The following is a 15,984-nucleotide window of genomic DNA, read 5'->3' as shown; positions in this document are numbered from 1 at the left end:
CGTATCCACCCCCGCTCGCGCGAGGAAAGCTGCGCTACCGGCTGACGTCACTCACACAACCTCGATGGTGCGAGACGATGTTCCCGCAGGCCAGGCGAATACCCCTTTATCAAGTACGCCCGTGGCGAACGCACGCCCTCGCCTGCTCGAACACCAGCCCTTCCCACTAGGTACTTCTTACCCTCTGCCCAGGACACTCCATGCCGAAAGCGGCTGGGGAGTGCGCTAAGGGCGAACAACCTTGCGCCGTTACGGACACTTCCGGCCGACACCGAACGTGTTCACCCATCGACGGTACGTGGTCACCGCCGTAACCCCTGCCCCGGCGGGCAGTTGCACACGGCATGGGCTGGTACGAGCACGAACTGGGGTGGCCGACCACCGGGGCGCTGCCGCCGGGTCTGGTCACCGGGGTGCGGTTCGACGCGGTGGACGTGCCCGCGGAGGCGGGTCTGGCGATGCTGAACCGTTTCCCGCGGCCGGGCCAGCTCGGCCCGGTGGCGCTGGACGGCCACCGGATCCGGCTGCTGGTGGCCGCCGGATCCGCCGAGGAGCTGCCGGGGCTGCTGGAGTGGCTGGAGTGGGGCGGTATCCGGCTGGATCTGACGGCGCTGGGGTCCGGCGCTCCGATGCGAGCGCCCGCGCACCCCGAGTGGGGCCGCCGGGAGGCCGCGTACGACCGGTCCGCGCCGGTGTGGCTGCGGCCTCCCCGACCGGGGTGCGAAGTCGAGTCCACGGTGCCCGCGCTGCGTGTCACGGATGGAGCCGATGGAACGGGGGTACCCATCGGGCTCACGGCACTGGTGGCCGCCCTTGCGACGGCCTGCCACCGGATCACGCTGCGGACGCGTAGCCAGGATCAGCCGTGGGCCTTCTCGTACGCCTCACGAATGGTGGCCGGAACACGACCGCGGTCGTTGACCTCGTAACCCTTCTCCTTGGCCCACGCACGGATCTTCGCGGTGTCGGGACCGGAAGCGCCGCCTCCGCGGACCGCCTTGGTACGGCCACGACCGGCCCGTCCGCCGGTACGACGGCCACTGTCCGTGTACGGGTTGAGCAGCCCGCGGAGCTTGTCAGCATTCGCGGTGGTGAGGTCGATCTCGTAGGTCACACCGTCGAGAGCGAACGTGACGGTCTCGTCCGCCTCGCCGCCGTCGAGGTCGTCAACAAGAAGAACCTGGACCTTCTGAGCCACCGGCTTCCCTTTCATCGAAAACGGATTAACGGTAAAAGCAAAGCGCCTTTGCGGGAAAAACACAAACCCCTTGCACGAACGGGCGCCCGCGAGGTAGCGCGATCCGGACAAACCGGAACGGTCAGAGTTGCAGCAGCATGCGGCTGTTGCCCAAGGTGTTCGGTTTCACTCGCTCCAGGTCCAGGAACTCCGCGACACCCTCGTCATTGGAACGGAGGAGCTCGCCGAAGACATCGCCGTCGACCGGCGTCTCCCCGATCTCCACGAAGCCGTGCTTCGCGAAGAAGTCCACTTCGAAGGTGAGGCAGAAAATTCGGCGGACTCCCAGCCAGCGTGCGGTGTGCAGCAACTTTGCCAGCAACTGGTGGCCGACACCCTTGCCGCGCTGCGTCGGGTCCACCGCCAGCGTCCTGACCTCGGCCAGGTCCTCCCACATCACGTGCAGGGCGCCGCACGCGACCACGTTCGCGTCCTCGTCCCGTTCCGCGACCCAGAACTCCTGGATGTCCTCATAAAGGGTCACTGTCGGCTTGTCGAGCAGGATGCCGTCACGCACATAGGAGTCGAGCAGCGTCCGTACCGCGGCGACATCGCCGGTGCGCGCCCGGCGGATGGTGACGTCATTCGACATGAGGGGCATGTGCGGACGCTATCGCCCTTCGGGATCCGCAGGACCGGAGGGGTCGACGGACTGGATGATGCGCAATGCGTCACGGACCGCTTCACGCTGTTCCGGAGACATCATGCCGAAGAAGTGGACGAGCGCGGCGGCCGGGTTGTCGCTCGCGGACCACGCTTCGTTCATCAGTGCGGCAGAGTATGCGGCACGCGTCGAAACGGCCTCATAACGATAAGCGCGGCCTTCCTCCTCGCGGCGGAGCCAGCCCTTCTGGCGCAGGTTGTCCATTACGGTCATGACAGTTGTGTACGCGATGGATCGATCCCGTGAGAGATCCTCCAGGACCTCACGAACCGTGACCGGTCGGTTCCACTCCCACACTCGCGTCATGACGGCGTCTTCGAGGTCTCCCAATGGCCGGGGCACATTCCGGATACTAGCCGCAGACGTTCCGCTTATCGGGACCAAACGGGTCGGACCGGCGCACGGCGCCTTGTCGGGCGCCGCGCACCGGTCCGTGGATCGGGCATGGATCTTCGGCCAAGTATCAGATGATATTGATTTCCTTGGCCGTCAAATGCCGCGGCGGGCGTCAGCGGTCCTCGGCGGAGGGCTGGCGCGCGGCCTCGGCGCGGGCGAAGGCGGCGTCCACCGCCGCGTCCTCCTTGGCCTTGTTGGCCCCGCCCTGGTTCTTGATGATCGTCACGATGACGGCGATGAAGAGGATCGCCATCACCAGCGGCGGCACGATCGCGGATACGTAGTCCATACCGACCAGCGTAGCCACGCCTCCCGCGCCGCCGACGGCGGGTGGGTGCGGCGGGGCCCGTCAGGCCGAGCGGGCCTCGTCGTCCCGCTTGGGCGCGGCGGGCTTGCGGCCGGGCGGCCAGATCTCGGCGGGCGTCGGCGGGCGCTTGGGCGCGCCCTCGCCGGGCCCCGGCGAGGGGGACGGCGCCGGGGACTTCGGGCGGGGCGAAGGAGCCGGGGACGGCTTCTTCTCCGCCGGGTCCGCGGCGGTGGCGGAACGGGCGCCCGGAAGGGCGAGCAGGCGGCGCGACGTGGTCATATGGGCCTCCAGACGGAGTCGTACGTCGTTCTCTGCGAGGGTTTCGCAGCGGCGCAGCAGTGCGGTGCGCCGCCGGTACTCCGGGGTTCCGCTCGGTGCGGCACGCAGGCGGCGCAGTGCGGCGAGGTCGTCCGCGCCGGGTACGTAGCCGCCGGCGAGCGCGGCGGTGAGCCGTTCCAGATACCCGCCCGCGCTTCCGGGCAGCGCCTGCCGGTACCGGCTCAGCTCGTCCAGCAGGAACGACCGCAGCCGTCCCGCCTCGGCCACCGCGTCGTCCACGGCGTGCACGAGCCGGAGGTATTCCTGTACGTGCTCGGCGGGCCGCGCCGGTACGCGCGCCTGTGCGGCGGGGCGTACGGGTCCGCGGAGCTGTTCCGCCGGGCGTACGTGCTCGGCCGGGCGCGGCGCGAGCACGGCGTCGGCGGCGGCGGTGTCGGTCCGGCCCGCGTAAGGGGACAGGACTTCCGCCAGGGCTCGGCGCAGCACGCGCAGTTCGTCCGCGCTGAACGCCATCCCGCCTCGGTTTCCGTGTGGCGTGGGCATAGCGAAAGATTAGTCTTTAACCGGACAAATCACACGCATCCGCGCGCACTCGGGTGCGTCGCCCGCCCCGTACCGCCGCAAGCCCCCCGTACGGCCCGGAGCCGCCCCGTACCGCCGGGCGACACGGCGAGACACGCCGGGCGCTATGACGTCTGGACGTTCCGCTCGTACACCAGCCGCAGTCCGATCAGCGTCAGCCAGGGCTCGTGCTCGTCGATGATCGACGCCTCGCCCAGGACCAGCGGCGCCAGGCCGCCCGTCGCGATGACGGTCACGTCGTCCGGGTCGTCGGCCAGCTCGCGCGCCATCCGCTCGGCGATGCCGTCGGCCTGCCCGGCGAAACCGTAGAGGATGCCGGACTGCATGGCCTCGATCGTGTTCTTGCCGATGACGCTGCGCGGCCTGGCCAGCTCGATCTTGCGCAGCTGCGCGCCGCGCATGCCGAGCGCGTCCACCGAGATCTCGATGCCGGGCGCGATGGCGCCGCCCACGTACTCCCCGCGCGCCGACACCGCGTCGAAGGTGGTCGCCGTGCCGAAGTCCACGACGATGCACGGGCCGCCGTAGAGGTGCACGGCGGCCAGCGAGTTGATGATCCGGTCGGAGCCGACCTCCTTGGGGTGGTCGACCAGGATCGGCACACCGGTCTTGACGCCCGGCTCGACCAGGATCGACGGGACGTCGCCGTAGTAGCGGCGGGTCACCTCGCGCAGCTCGTGCAGCACCGACGGCACCGTCGAGCAGATCGCGATGCCGTCGATGCCGTCGCCGAGGTCGCCGAGCAGCGGGTGCATCCCCATCAGGCCCTGGAGCAGTACGGCCAGTTCGTCGGCGGTACGGCGCGGGTCGGTGGAGATCCGCCAGTGCTCGACGATCTCCTCCCCGTCGAACAGCCCGAGGACGGTGTGGGTGTTGCCGACGTCGATGGTGAGCAGCATGCGCCCCTACGCTTCCGCTCGCCGGCCCGCGGCGTCCGCGCGCAGGTCGAGGCCGATGTCCAGGATCGGGGAGGAGTGGGTGAGGCCGCCGACCGCCAGGTAGTCCACGCCGGTCTCGGCGTAGGCGCGGGCGGTGTCCAGGGTGAGGCGGCCCGAGGACTCCAGCACCGCGCGGCCCGCGACCAGCGCGACGGCCTCCGCGGTCTCGGCCGGGGTGAAGTTGTCCAGCAGGATCAGGTCGGCGCCCGCGTCCAGCACCTCGCGCACCTGGTGCATCGTGTCGACCTCGACCTCGACCGCCAGATCGGGGAACTCCTCGCGGACCAGCTTGAACGCCTGCGCCACGCCGCCCGCCGCGACCACGTGGTTGTCCTTGACCAGCGCCGCGTCCGACAGCGACATCCGGTGGTTGACGCCGCCGCCGCAGCGGACCGCGTACTTCTCCAGCGCCCGCAGGCCCGGTGTCGTCTTGCGGGTGTCGCGGACCTTCGCGGAGGTGCCCTCCAGCACGTCGGCCCACTCGCGGGTGGCGGTGGCGATACCGGAGAGCCTGCACAGCAGATTGAGCGCGCTGCGCTCGGCGGTCAGCAGGTCGCGGGTGCGGGTGCGCACGGTGAGCAGCTTCTGCCCGGCCGCGACCCGGTCGCCGTCCTCCACGTGCCGCTCGACCTCGAACTCGTCGGTGCACACCACCGACAGCACCGCCTCGGTGACCCGCAGGCCCGCCACGGTGCCCGCCTCGCGGGCGGTGAAGTCGCCGGTGGAGAAGGCGTCCTCGGGGACGGTCGCCACGGTCGTGACGTCCACGCCCTGGTCCAGGTCCTCCTCGATCGCCATGTGCGCGATGTCCTCGACCTGCACCGGGTCAAGGCCCGCGTCCATCAGGAGCTGCGCCAGGTCGGGGTCGAGGCCGCACTCCAGCGGGTCGAGGCCGTACGCGTCGTCGTACGCCTCGCCCGCGCCGCAGCCGCAGCCGTCACCGCAGCCGCCGCCGGTCACCTCGCTCGGCGGGCCGATCTGCGGCAGCGGGAGGGCGACGGGCCGGGGACGGTCGGGGGTGGTCACGAGGGCTCCTTCGGATTCCGAGCGGCGTGCGGCGGACGGTTCGCGGTACTGGGCGCGGCGTCCGGCGCGGTGCCGTTGGGGGCGGCCCCATCATCCACGATCGGAGCGGTCCCGGGGGCGCCGCCCCGGGTGTCCCCCGTGCCGCCGCCGGTCGGCGGGAAGTCCGTGCCTTCGGTGGTGTGCACCGCGAGCGTGCGGTGCGGGGTGAGGCGTACGACGAGATGCCGGCGCCACGCCTGGTCGTCACGGTCGGGACGGTCCTCGCGCCAGTGGCAGCCGCGGGTCTCCTCGCGGCGGCGGGCGGCGGCGACCAGCACCCGGGCGACCAGGCCCAGATTGGTCGCCTCCCAGGTCTCGACGCACGGCTCGGCGGTCTTGCCGTCCCTGTCGTACTCCTCGACGGCCGCGGTGTGCAGCCGTTCCAGCGCGCCCGCCGCGGTGGCCAGGCTGTCGGCGCTGCGCAGGACGCCCGCGCCCGCCGACATGATCCGCTGCACCTCGTAGCGCGCCTCGGAGGCCAGCAGCGGGGTGTGCGCGGGCTCCGGGATGACGGGCTCGCCCGGCACCGTCGGGTCGGCGACGATGTCGGCGGCGATCCGCTCGGCGAAGACCAGCCCTTCGAGGAGCGAGTTCGACGCGAGCCGGTTCGCGCCGTGCACGCCCGTACAGGCGACCTCGCCGCACGCGTACAGGCCGGGGACGGTCGTACGGCCGAGGAGGTCGGTACGGACGCCGCCGGACGCGTGGTGCGCGGCGGGCGCGACCGGGATCGGCTCGGTGACGGGGTCGATGCCGTGGGCGCGGCAGGCGGCCAGGATGGTGGGGAAACGCTCCTCCCACATGGTGGCGCCGAAGTGCCGGGCGTCGAGGTACATGTGCTCGGCGCCGGTCTCCTGCATCCGCCGCGTGATGCCCTTGGCGACGATGTCGCGCGGGGCCAGTTCGGCCAGTTCGTGCTGGCCGACCATGAAGCGGACCCCGTCGGCGTCCACCAGGTGCGCGCCCTCGCCGCGTACCGCCTCCGAGACCAGCGGCTGCTGGCCCTCGGCGTCCGGGCCCAGCCACAGCACGGTCGGGTGGAACTGGACGAATTCCAGGTCGCTGACCTCGGCGCCCGCGCGCAGCGCCAGCGCCACGCCGTCGCCCGTCGACACCGCCGGGTTGGTGGTCGCCGAGAACACCTGGCCCATGCCGCCGGTGGCCAGGACGACGGCGCGGGCGCGTACGGCTCCGACGCCGTCGCGCTGCCCGGCGCCCATCACGTGCAGGGTGACGCCCGCGGTGCGGCCCTCGGCGTCGGTGAGCAGGTCGAGGACCAGCGCGTTCTCGACGAAGTCGATATTGGCTTCGCGGACCGCCTCGATCAGCGCGCGGGAGACCTCGGCGCCGGTCGCGTCGCCGCCCGCGTGGACGATCCGGCGGCGGTGGTGGCCGCCCTCGCGGGTCAGCAGGATCTCGCCGCTGGTCTTGTCGGTGTCGAAGTGCGCGCCGGTCGCGATGAGGCGGCGCACCGCGGCGGGGCCCTCGGTGACCAGGGTGGCGACGGCCGTCTCGTCGCAGACGCCCGCGCCCGCGACGAGGGTGTCGGCCAGGTGCTGCTCGGGGGTGTCGCCCTCGCCGAGGGCCGCGGCTATGCCGCCCTGCGCCCAGCGGGTCGAGCCGTCGTCCAGGTGCGCCTTGGTCACGACGGTGACCTTCGCTCCCGCGGCGGCGCAGCGCAGGGCGACGGTGAGGCCCGCGACGCCCGAGCCGACCACGACCACGTCGGAGGTCAGCGTCCAGCCGGGCTCGGCGGCGTACAGGCGGATGCCGGTACTCGCGCTTGTGGCTCTGGTTCCGTTCATTCGGCGGCTCCGAACTCCAGCGGGAGGTTGTCGATCAGGCGGGTGGTGCCGGCCTTGGCGGCGACGGCGAGGACGGCGGGGCCCGCGTGGTCCGGCGCGGCTTCGGTGAAGTCGGCGGGGTCGATGAGGGCCAGGTAGTCGACGGCGAGGCCGTCGGCCGTGGCCAGGACGTGTCCTGCCGCCCGTCGTACGGCGTCCGGGCCGCCCCCGGCCGCGTCCCGGCCCGCGAACAGGGCGCGGGACAGGGCCAGGGCGTGCTCGCGGTCCCGCTCCGACAGGTAGCGGTTGCGGCTGGACAGCGCCAGGCCGTCCGGCTCGCGCACGGTCGGTACGGCGACGATCTCGACGGGGAAGTTCAGGTCGGTGACCATGCGGCGGATCAGGGCGAGCTGCTGGGCGTCCTTCTGCCCGAAGAAGGCCGCGGCGGGCCGCGTGAGGTGCAGCAGCTTGGCGACGACGGTCAGCATGCCGTCGAAGTGGCCGGGCCGGGACGCGCCCTCGTACCGCTCGCCCATGGGTCCCGCGGTGATACGGACCTGCGGTCGGCCGCCGGGGTAGACCTCGTCGGTGGCGGGCGCGAAGACGTGGTCGGCGCCGGCCTTCTGCGCCAGCACGACGTCGGCTTCGAGGGTGCGGGGGTAGCGGTCGAGGTCCTCGTTCGGCCCGAACTGGAGGGGGTTGACGAAGACGGTGACGGTGACGAGGCCGTCGCCCGCGTAGGCGCGGGCCGCGCGGATCAGGGCGGCGTGGCCCTCGTGCAGCGCGCCCATCGTCATGACGACGGCGGCGGCCGGGGGCAGTTCCGCCGCGGTGTGCACCAGCTCGGTCACGGGGTCCCTCCATTGGCGAGGGCGCCGAGCAGCGCCTCCGCGAACTCCGGTTTCAGCATTCCGTTGGCCAGAGCGCGGTCCGCGGTGGCGCGGGCCATTCCCACATACGAGGCCACCGTCTCGGGGGCGTGCGCGCGCAGTTCGTCCAGGTGCGCGGTGACGGTGCCGGCGTCGCCGCGGGCGACCGGCCCGGTCAGGGCGGCGTCACCGGAGCGCAGGGCGTTGTCGAGCGCGGCGCCCAGCAGCGGGCCGAGCATGCGGCCGGGCTCGGCGACGCCCGACGCCTTGAGCAGGTCCATCGACTGGGCCACGAGGGTGACGAGGTGGTTCGCGCCGATGGCCAGTGCCGCGTGGTAGAGCGGGCGGGCGGCCTCCTCGATCCACTCGGGCTCGCCGCCCATCTCGATGACGAGGGCCTCGGCGGCCAGCCGCAGCTCGCCGGGGGCGGTCACGCCGAAGGAGCAGCCCGCCAGGCGCTGCACGTCCACCGGGGTGCCGGAGAAGGTCATCACCGGGTGCAGCGCGAGCGGCAGCGCGCCCGCGCGCAGCGCCGGGTCGAGCACGGACGTGCCGTACCGGCCCGAGGTGTGCACCAGCAGCTGGCCCGGCCGCACCGCGCCGGTCTCCGCGAGGCCCTTGACCAGGTCGGGCAGGGCGTCGTCGGGGACGGTCAGCAGTACGAGGTCGGCGCGTTCGAACACCGCGGCCGGTTCCACCAGGGGGACGCCGGGGAGCAGCGCCGCGGCGCGGCGCTTGGACGCCTCGGACACGCCGGACGCCGCCACGGGGCGGTGCCCCGCCATGCGCAGCGCCGCCGCCAGTGCGGGGCCCACTCTGCCGGCTCCCACGACCCCGACGGCCAGTCGCGCCGGCCGCCCCTCCGCCTTGCCCATCTCGTCCACGCGCGCTCCGAGCCTTCCGTTCCAGTCCTCACCGGGGTACCGGACGCCTTCTCGTCAATCCTACGCGAATCCCCTCCGGGGCGGTCAGCCCGTGCGGGGTGCGGCCTGCGAGAGCTTCAGCACACCGCTGCGTCTCTTTGTCTTGTTTCTTTCCCGCCCGCCCACCCGTGCGGGTGCTTTGTCGTCTGCGGGTGCCGCCTGTGCCTGGTCGGTGCCGGGCCGGGGCACCTCCTCGAAATGCGGCTACCTGGCCCCGCGTATCCGGCACCCTTCTTGTCACCGCATTTCTGCGGGGGCACCCCGGCCCGTCCCCTCCTCGCTCGTCGGCGTCCGACGGTCCGCCGTGGTGGCGGAGGGAGGGGGGTCCCTTCGGCGAGCCGCCCCGCGTCACCCGACGTCCAGCCGGGGGGGCGAAAGGTCTGTCGGAAGGGCGCACCGGCGCAGGGCGGTTCGCCGGGAGGACCCCCCTTCCCCGGCCACCCCCATCGGCGGGCGGACGCCGACGTACAGGGAGGGGACGGGCCGGGGTGCCCCCGCAGGGGGACGAACGGAAAGGGGCTGGACGTTTTCGAAGTGGGTGCACGTTCGTCGCCCGAGGAGGTGCCCCGGCCCGGCACCGACCCAGGCACAAGCGGCACCCGCAGACGAAAAAACACCCGCACGGGTGGGCGGGCGGGCGGGAAAGGAGGGAGGGCGGGCACCCGCGCGGGGGGCGATAAGGCGTGGCGGGGGGCCGCCCTGGAAGGGAGTATCGGGGGATGGGCGATGACGGCGAGATGCGGGAGAAGGTCGCGGCGGCAGTCGCGAAGTGCGACGGAAGGGTCCTGATGTCCGGCCCCAAGGCGACCCTTGGGGAACGGCTGGCGCGGCTCGCCGAAGAGGCGGCGACGGCGTACGACGTGACGGAACCGGTGGACATCTACGGCGACGGCGTCGTGGCCGCCCTGGAGCGCCGCGTGGCGGAAACCCTCGGCACGCAGGACGCGGCCTTCTTCCCGACGGGCACGATGGCCCAGCAAGTGGCCCTGCGGGCATGGGCGGGCCGCACGGGCAACGCGACGGTGGCGCTGCACCCGATGGCGCACCCGGAGGTGCACGAACGCGGCGCGCTGCACGCGGTGAGCGGCCTGCGCACCGTCCACCCGACGACGGAACCCCGCCTGCCGACCGCGGAAGAGATCCGCGACTTCGAGGAGCCGTTCGGCACCCTGATGCTCGAACTGCCGCTGCGGGACGCCGGTTTCGTGCTGCCGTCGTGGGACGAGCTGACGGCGACGGTGGCCGCCGCCCGCGACCGGGACGCGGTCGTGCACTTCGACGGCGCCCGCCTGTGGGAGTGCACACCCCACTTCGGCCGCCCGCTGCCGGAGATCGCGGCCCTCGCTGACAGCGTGTACGTGAGCTTCTACAAGTCGCTGGACGGCATCTCGGGCGCGGCCCTGGCCGCCTCCGCGGACGTCGTCGCGGAGGCGAAGGCGTGGCGGCACCGGTACGGCGGCATGCTGTTCCAGCAGTTCCCCGCCGCGCTGGCGGCGCTGGCCGGTCTCGACACCGTACTGCCGCGGCTCCCGTCGTTCGTGGCGCACGCCAAGCCGGTCGCGCGGGCCCTGCGCGAGGGCCTGACGGAGGGCGGTGTGCCGTGGCTGCGGGTGCACCCGGAAGAGCCGCAGACCCACCAGTTCCAGCTCTGGCTGCCGTATCCGGCCGACGTCCTGGGCGAGGCGTCGCTGCGTCAGGCCGAGGAGACCAGGATCTCCCTCTTCGGCCGCGCCGTCTTCGCGGAGCCGGGCGTGCCCGGCCTGTCCATGACGGAGGTGACGGTCGCGGCCCCGGCGCTCGAATGGACCGAGCAGGACGTCAGGGAGGCGGCGGCGGCCTTCGCGCGCCGCCTCCCCCGGCCGTAGGACCGAGGCCGTCCGCTCAGCCGCCCACCCGCAGCAGCAGCTTCCCCGTGCTCCTGCGCGACTCCAGCAGCCGGTGCGCCTCCGCCGCCCGCTCCAGCGGGAATTCGGCGCTCACCGGCAGCTCCACATCGCCGTCGGTGACGGTACGGAAGGCGGCGTCGGCGATCCGCCGCAGCCGCTGCGGCTCCTGCGCGGCCATGCCGAGGACGGAGAAGCCCGAGACGGACAGCCCCAGCGGATACGTGTCGGCGGGCCCGATCCGCCAGGGCTCCTCCGAACCGGCGTTGCCGAAGGAGACGAGGCGGCCGAAGCGGCCGAGCGTGCCGAGGGTGCGGCGGAAGGTCTCGCCGCCGACCGGGTCGAGGGCGATGTCGACGCCCCGCCCGCCGGTCGCCGCCCGGACGTCGGTGTCGAAGGTCGCGGCCGTGAAGACCTCGTCGTAACCGGACTTGAGCGCGTGGTCGGCCTTGTCGAGGCTGGAGACGACGCCGTAGACGGCCGCCGCGCCGCCCAGCCGGGCGAGCTGTCCCGCGACCGTGCCGACGCCGCCCGCCGCGCCCTGGACGAGCACGGTGTCGCCCTCGCGCAGCCGCCCGACCTCGTGCAGCAGCGCGTACGCGGTGGGCAGCACGCTGGGGAGGGTGGCGCCGGTGCGCAGGTCGAGTCCCGCGGGCAGGGCGAAGACGGTGGCGGCGGGCGCGAGCGCGGTCTCGGCGTAGCCGCCGCCGTCGAGGAAGGCGGCGACCTCCTGGCCGGGCGTGAAGTCGGTGACGTCCGGGCCGACCTCGCGGATCAGCCCCGAGACCTCGAGGCCCGGCCGGAAGGGCAGCGCCTCCACCCGGTAGCCCTCGGCCCTGGCCTTGACGTCGGCGAAGTTGACGCCCGCCCAGGCGACGTCGACGGTGACCTCGCCGGGGCCCGGCGAGGGCCGCGGCACGTCCGCGAGGCGCAGGACCTCGGGACCTCCGTACTGCTCGAAAACGATGGCGCGCATGTCGTACTCCCCCGTGCTGTGATCCCTACCGGTCGGTACGGACCTTCCCTGATCGGCCCGGCGTGAACCCGTATCCGCGAACCGCCGGTAACCGCTTCAGGGGTCCGGCCGCCTCAGCCGCCGGCCCGCACCAGGCCCGTCTCGTAGGCCAGGACGACGGCCTGGACGCGGTCGCGCAGGCCCAGTTTGGTGAGGATGCGGCCGACGTGCGTCTTGACCGTGGCCTCCGACAGGACCAGCTTGCGGGCGATCTCGCCGTTGGACAGGCCCTGGGCGACCAGCAGCAGCACCTCGCGCTCGCGCTCGGTCAGCTTGTCGACCTCCTTGTGCTCCTCGGCCGCCGCGGACGGCAGCATCGGGGTGAAGCGGTCGAGCAGCCGCCGGGTGGTGCTGGGCGCCACCACGGCGTCGCCGCTGTGCACGGCCCGGATCGCGCCGAGCAGTTCGTCCGGCGGCACGTCCTTGAGCATGAAGCCGCTGGCGCCCGCCTTGAGCGCGGCGAAGGCGTACTCGTCCAGGTCGAAGGTGGTCAGGATGAGGACCCGCGGGCCCTCGCCCTCCCGGCGGACCGCCTCGCCGCGGTCGCCCCCGCAGATGTGCCGGGTCGCCTCGACCCCGTCCATCCGCGGCATGCGGACGTCCATCAGCACGACGTCGACCCGCGTGTGCCGCAGCACCTCCAGCGCTTCGGCGCCGTCGCCCGCCTCGGCCACGACCTCCATGTCCGGCTGGGCGGCGAGCACCATCCGGAACCCGGTGCGCAGCAGCACCTGGTCGTCGACGAGCATGACGCGGATCGCCATGTGTCCTGCCTCTCGGTAGTTCTCCGTGGTCACGGCCGCCGGTCCTCGCCGGTCCCGGCCGTGGTGATCGTCCGGCTAACCGGTTCTCAGCGGCAGCACCGCGCTGATCCGGAAGCCCCCGCCGGGGCGCGGACCCGCGTCCAGCGTGCCGCCGACCATGCCTATCCGCTCCCGCATGCCGATCAGGCCCTGGCCCAGGCCGTCCCGGCCGCCCTGCTGGTACAGATCGTGCCGGGCGCCGCGCCCGTCGTCCTCGATCAGCAGGTCGAGCGCCGCGTCGCCGAAGCCCAGCATGACGCTGGCGCTGGCGCCGTCCCCGCCGTGCTTGCGGACGTTCGTCAGTGCCTCCTGCACGATGCGGTACGCGGTCAGCTCGACGCCGCTGGACAGCGGTCTGGCGTCGCCCGCGACCTCGAATCTGACCGGCAGGCCCGCGCCGCGCACCTGGTCGATCAGATCGGCGAGCTGGTCGACGCCGGGCTGCGGCACGTACTCGCCGCCCGCGTCGTCGCCCGCGCGCAGCAGCCCGAGCAGCCGCCGCATCTCGGCGAGGGCCTGTCTGCCGGTGGTGGAGATGGTCGACAGCGCCTGCTTGGCCTGGTCGGGCGCGGCGTCCAGCACATACGCGGCGCCGTCCGCCTGGACGACCATCACCGAGACGTTGTGCGCCACGACGTCGTGCAGCTCGCGGGCGATACGGGCCCGCTCGGCCGCCACCGCCGCCTTGGACTGCGCCTCGCGCTCCCGGTGCAGTCGGGCCGCCCGCTCCTCCAGCTCCGCGTAGTACGCGCGGCGGGTACGGAGGCGGTCGCCGACCACCCACGACAGGGCGAAGATCACCGTCAGGAAGAAGGTCTGGAGCAGCGTCGTCCAGACCGTCGAGTACTCGTCGTGCGGCGGCCAGCGCAGCATCGACAGCGGCGCCGCCGCGAGGCCCGCCAGCAGGGCCAGCCGGGACGACCAGCGCTCGCCGTTGGACGCGCACGTGTAGATGATCGCCAGCATCGCCGCGTCGCCGGGATTGGTCTGCACGCCCAGCGCCAACTGGGTCAGGCCGACCCCGATGGCCAGCAGCAGCATCTTCTCCGGCGCACGGCGGCGCAGCGCCACCACGACCGCCAGCGCGCCGGACAGCGGCACCGCCAGCAGCCGCTCGGGGAACCTCAGGTCGGGGACTTCCAGCACCCACACAGCGCAGACCACGAGCAGGACGAGGGCCCAGAAGCCGTCGACCCACGTCGGGTGTCTGCGGAGAAAGTCGTAGATGCGCTGCACATAACCCAGCGTAGGCAACGGAACCCGTGCCGGGGTCAGCCGCTGGAGCGATCTCCCCTACTCCCCAAGGTGGACCCTCCGGGCCGGGTTCCCCCACTCACCTCTACGTCCCGCCGCCCGTGCCCCGCCTCTCCGCGGGAGGGCCCGCCCCGCCCTGGGCGCGGGGAGAGCGCGCCGCCGGCCCCCGCCGGCCGGTGGTCCGCAGACCACCGGACTGCCCCGCCGGGGCCGGTGGTGACCTGCGGGAGCACCGTGGCTGAGCGCGCGGTTCCTCCCCCGGTGCAACGGAAGCGCCCGGGGCCGGGCCGCGAAGAGCCACGACCCGCGCGGGGAGGGGTCAGCCGGCGCGGCGGTGGCCCGTGCGGGAGCGCGAGCGTTTCTCGACGTACATGCGCTGGTCGGCCGAGTGGAGGACTTCCTCGGCGGTCATCCCGCACCCGGCCCAGCCGATGCCGAAGCTGGCGCCGACGCGGACGGCGCGCCCGTCGACGCGGATGGGCGGGATGATGGCGTTGCGGAGGCGGACGGAGAGGTCGGCGGCGTCGGCGGGCGCCAGCCCGTCGGCGAGTACGACGAATTCGTCGCCGCCGAGGCGGGCGACGGTGTCGCCGTCGCGGACGGCGCCGGTGAGGCGGCGGGCGACCTCGATGAGGACGGCGTCACCGGTGTGGTGCCCGAAGCGGTCGTTGATGGACTTGAAGCCGTCGAGGTCGCAGAAGAGGACGGCGAGGCCCTTGCCCGCGTTCTCGGGGTCGCTCTCGTCGGGCGCGGTGACGTGGGTGTGCGAGTCGTAGCCGAGGGCGCCGAGGGGCGCGGCGAGCTCCTCGGGCCCGTAGCCGTAGCTGAAGGCGAACTCGTCGGGCCCTTCGCCGGGGACGCCGAGGGCGTCGGAGAGGTCATGGGCGTCGCGGTCCTGGGGCCGCGAACAGAGCCGGGCGGAGAGCCGGGCGCGCAGTTCGGCGCTGTTGGGCAGGCCGGTGAGCGAGTCGTGGCTGGCGCGGTGGGCGAGTTGCAGCTCGCGGCCCTTGCGCTCCTCGATGTCCTCGACGTGGGTGAGCAGGAAGCGCGGCCCGTCGGCGGTGTCGGCGACGACCGAATTGCGCAGCGAGGCCCAGACGTAGCTGCCGTCGCGCCGCGCGAGCCGCAGTTCGGCCCGGCCGCCCTCGGCGGAGGTGCGCAGCAGCAGGCCGACGTCCTCGGGGTGGACGAGGTCGGAGAAGGAGTAGCGGCGCATGGTGGAGGCGGAGCGGCCCAGGAGGCGGCACAGGGCGTCGTTGGCGCGCAGCAGCTTGCCGTGCTGGTCGCCGCCCATCTCGGCGATGGCCATGCCGCTGGGGGCGTACTCGAAAGCCTGCCGGAAGCTCTCCTCGCTGGCGCGCAGTGCCTGCTGGTCGCGTTCGAGCCGGACGAGGGCGCGCTGCATGTTGGCGCGCAGCCGGGCGTTGCTGATGGCTATGCCGGCCTGGAACGCGTACATCTGGAGGGCTTCGCAGCCCCAGGGGCCGGGGTGCCTGCCGCTGGTGGGCTTGTCGACGGATATGACGCCGATCAGCTCGCTGCCGACGGTCTGCGAGGAGTACATGGGGGCGTAGAGGCGGTCGCCGGGGTGCCATTCGTCGGCGAAGCGGGGCAGCGGGCCCTCGGTGTGCCACTGGGGCACGTCGTCGTCGATGAGGACCCAGCCCTCGGTGTGCGGGATGAAGCGCAGGGTGCCCCAGCGCTCGCCCATGGTGAGGCGGCGCTCCCAGGAGGTGCGCGAGCCGATGCGTCCGGCCATGAGGGCCTCGGCCGCGGCGCTGCCCGCGAAGGCGGCCACGATGAGATCGCCGTCGGGGCGTACCAGATTGACGGCGGCCAGCTCGTAGTTCAGCCCTTTGACCACGCCTTCCGCGACGGCCTGAAGGGTGTCCGCGAGACTCCGCGCCGTGTTGAGGTCCGCGACGACCTGGTGCAGCTGACGCAGGGTCGCGAGACGGACATACGGCTCCGACTCGGTGTCCATG

At 73.0% G+C, this 15,984-nt stretch carries 16 protein-coding genes; 2 read left to right on the top strand and 14 right to left on the bottom strand.

The window, feature by feature from the left end; all coding sequences use genetic code 11:
• The first annotated feature begins 344 nt into the window (after positions 1-344).
• Positions 345-929, top strand: a complete 585-nt coding sequence (locus ABZX65_RS21685; protein ID WP_355342264.1) for an SCO3374 family protein — start codon at positions 345-347, stop codon at positions 927-929.
• Here ABZX65_RS21685 and ABZX65_RS21680 read toward each other — a convergent pair.
• The 10 genes from ABZX65_RS21680 to ABZX65_RS21635 form a co-directional block, all read right to left on the bottom strand.
• The gene (locus tag ABZX65_RS21680; protein WP_355342261.1) at positions 860-1,198 is read right to left on the bottom strand and encodes an Lsr2 family protein; all 339 of its coding nucleotides are present in this window, start codon (positions 1,196-1,198) and stop codon (positions 860-862) included. The genes ABZX65_RS21685 and ABZX65_RS21680 overlap by 70 nt on opposite strands.
• A 121-nt stretch (positions 1,199-1,319) precedes the next feature.
• A complete protein-coding gene (locus ABZX65_RS21675; RefSeq protein WP_355342258.1) occupies positions 1,320-1,838 on the bottom strand; it encodes an amino-acid N-acetyltransferase in 519 nt (172 codons plus the stop codon).
• 9 nt (positions 1,839-1,847) lie between these two features.
• Positions 1,848-2,243 carry a BlaI/MecI/CopY family transcriptional regulator gene (locus ABZX65_RS21670; RefSeq protein WP_355342255.1) on the bottom strand — a complete coding sequence of 132 codons (396 nt, stop codon included), beginning with the start codon at positions 2,241-2,243 and terminating at the stop codon, positions 1,848-1,850.
• A 166-nt stretch (positions 2,244-2,409) separates the two neighbouring features.
• On the bottom strand, positions 2,410-2,586 hold the full coding sequence (locus ABZX65_RS21665; protein WP_355342252.1) for a hypothetical protein: 177 nt from the start codon (positions 2,584-2,586) through the stop codon (positions 2,410-2,412).
• A 60-nt stretch (positions 2,587-2,646) separates the two neighbouring features.
• Positions 2,647-3,426 (bottom strand): hypothetical protein, encoded by a 780-nt coding sequence (locus ABZX65_RS21660; RefSeq protein ID WP_355342249.1) that lies wholly within the window; start codon positions 3,424-3,426, stop codon positions 2,647-2,649.
• A gap of 143 nt (positions 3,427-3,569) precedes the next feature.
• Complete coding sequence (locus ABZX65_RS21655) at positions 3,570-4,364, bottom strand: type III pantothenate kinase (RefSeq protein WP_355342247.1); 795 nt, start codon at positions 4,362-4,364, stop codon at positions 3,570-3,572.
• Between the two features lie 6 nt (positions 4,365-4,370).
• Positions 4,371-5,429, bottom strand: coding sequence for a carboxylating nicotinate-nucleotide diphosphorylase (gene nadC, locus ABZX65_RS21650; protein ID WP_355342244.1), 1,059 nt, complete (start codon positions 5,427-5,429; stop codon positions 4,371-4,373).
• Positions 5,426-7,273, bottom strand: a complete 1,848-nt coding sequence (locus ABZX65_RS21645; protein ID WP_355342241.1) for an L-aspartate oxidase — start codon at positions 7,271-7,273, stop codon at positions 5,426-5,428. The genes nadC and ABZX65_RS21645 overlap by 4 nt, the downstream gene beginning before the upstream one ends.
• On the bottom strand, positions 7,270-8,103 hold the full coding sequence (gene panC, locus ABZX65_RS21640) for a pantoate--beta-alanine ligase (protein WP_355342238.1): 834 nt from the start codon (positions 8,101-8,103) through the stop codon (positions 7,270-7,272). Before panC ends, ABZX65_RS21645 begins: the two co-directional genes overlap by 4 nt.
• On the bottom strand, positions 8,100-8,996 hold the full coding sequence (locus ABZX65_RS21635; RefSeq protein WP_355342364.1) for a DUF2520 domain-containing protein: 897 nt from the start codon (positions 8,994-8,996) through the stop codon (positions 8,100-8,102). Before ABZX65_RS21635 ends, panC begins: the two co-directional genes overlap by 4 nt.
• A gap of 785 nt (positions 8,997-9,781) precedes the next feature.
• Here ABZX65_RS21635 and ABZX65_RS21630 point away from each other — a divergent pair.
• A complete protein-coding gene (locus ABZX65_RS21630; RefSeq protein ID WP_355342361.1) occupies positions 9,782-10,909 on the top strand; it encodes a beta-eliminating lyase-related protein in 1,128 nt (375 codons plus the stop codon).
• A 16-nt stretch (positions 10,910-10,925) separates the two neighbouring features.
• Here the strand turns inward: ABZX65_RS21630 and ABZX65_RS21625 are convergent, their stop codons facing one another.
• From ABZX65_RS21625 to cdgB, 4 genes are all read right to left on the bottom strand, one after another.
• Entirely contained in the window at positions 10,926-11,903 is a 978-nt protein-coding gene (locus tag ABZX65_RS21625) for a zinc-binding dehydrogenase (protein ID WP_355342235.1), read from the bottom strand.
• Between the two features lie 113 nt (positions 11,904-12,016).
• Positions 12,017-12,706: a response regulator transcription factor gene (locus tag ABZX65_RS21620; RefSeq protein ID WP_355342358.1), complete on the bottom strand. Its 690-nt coding sequence runs from the start codon at positions 12,704-12,706 to the stop codon at positions 12,017-12,019.
• Positions 12,707-12,781: 75 nt separating this feature from the next.
• A complete protein-coding gene (locus ABZX65_RS21615; RefSeq protein WP_355342232.1) occupies positions 12,782-13,981 on the bottom strand; it encodes a sensor histidine kinase in 1,200 nt (399 codons plus the stop codon).
• A gap of 337 nt (positions 13,982-14,318) precedes the next feature.
• Positions 14,319-15,983, bottom strand: a complete 1,665-nt coding sequence (gene cdgB, locus ABZX65_RS21610; protein ID WP_355342229.1) for a diguanylate cyclase CdgB — start codon at positions 15,981-15,983, stop codon at positions 14,319-14,321.
• Position 15,984 lies beyond the last annotated feature (1 nt).

Origin of the sequence: Streptomyces sp. NPDC003300 (assembly GCF_040610915.1) — a bacterium.
Classification (GTDB): Bacteria; Actinomycetota; Actinomycetes; order Streptomycetales; family Streptomycetaceae; genus Actinacidiphila.
This window is presented reverse-complemented; position numbering and strand designations above follow the sequence as displayed.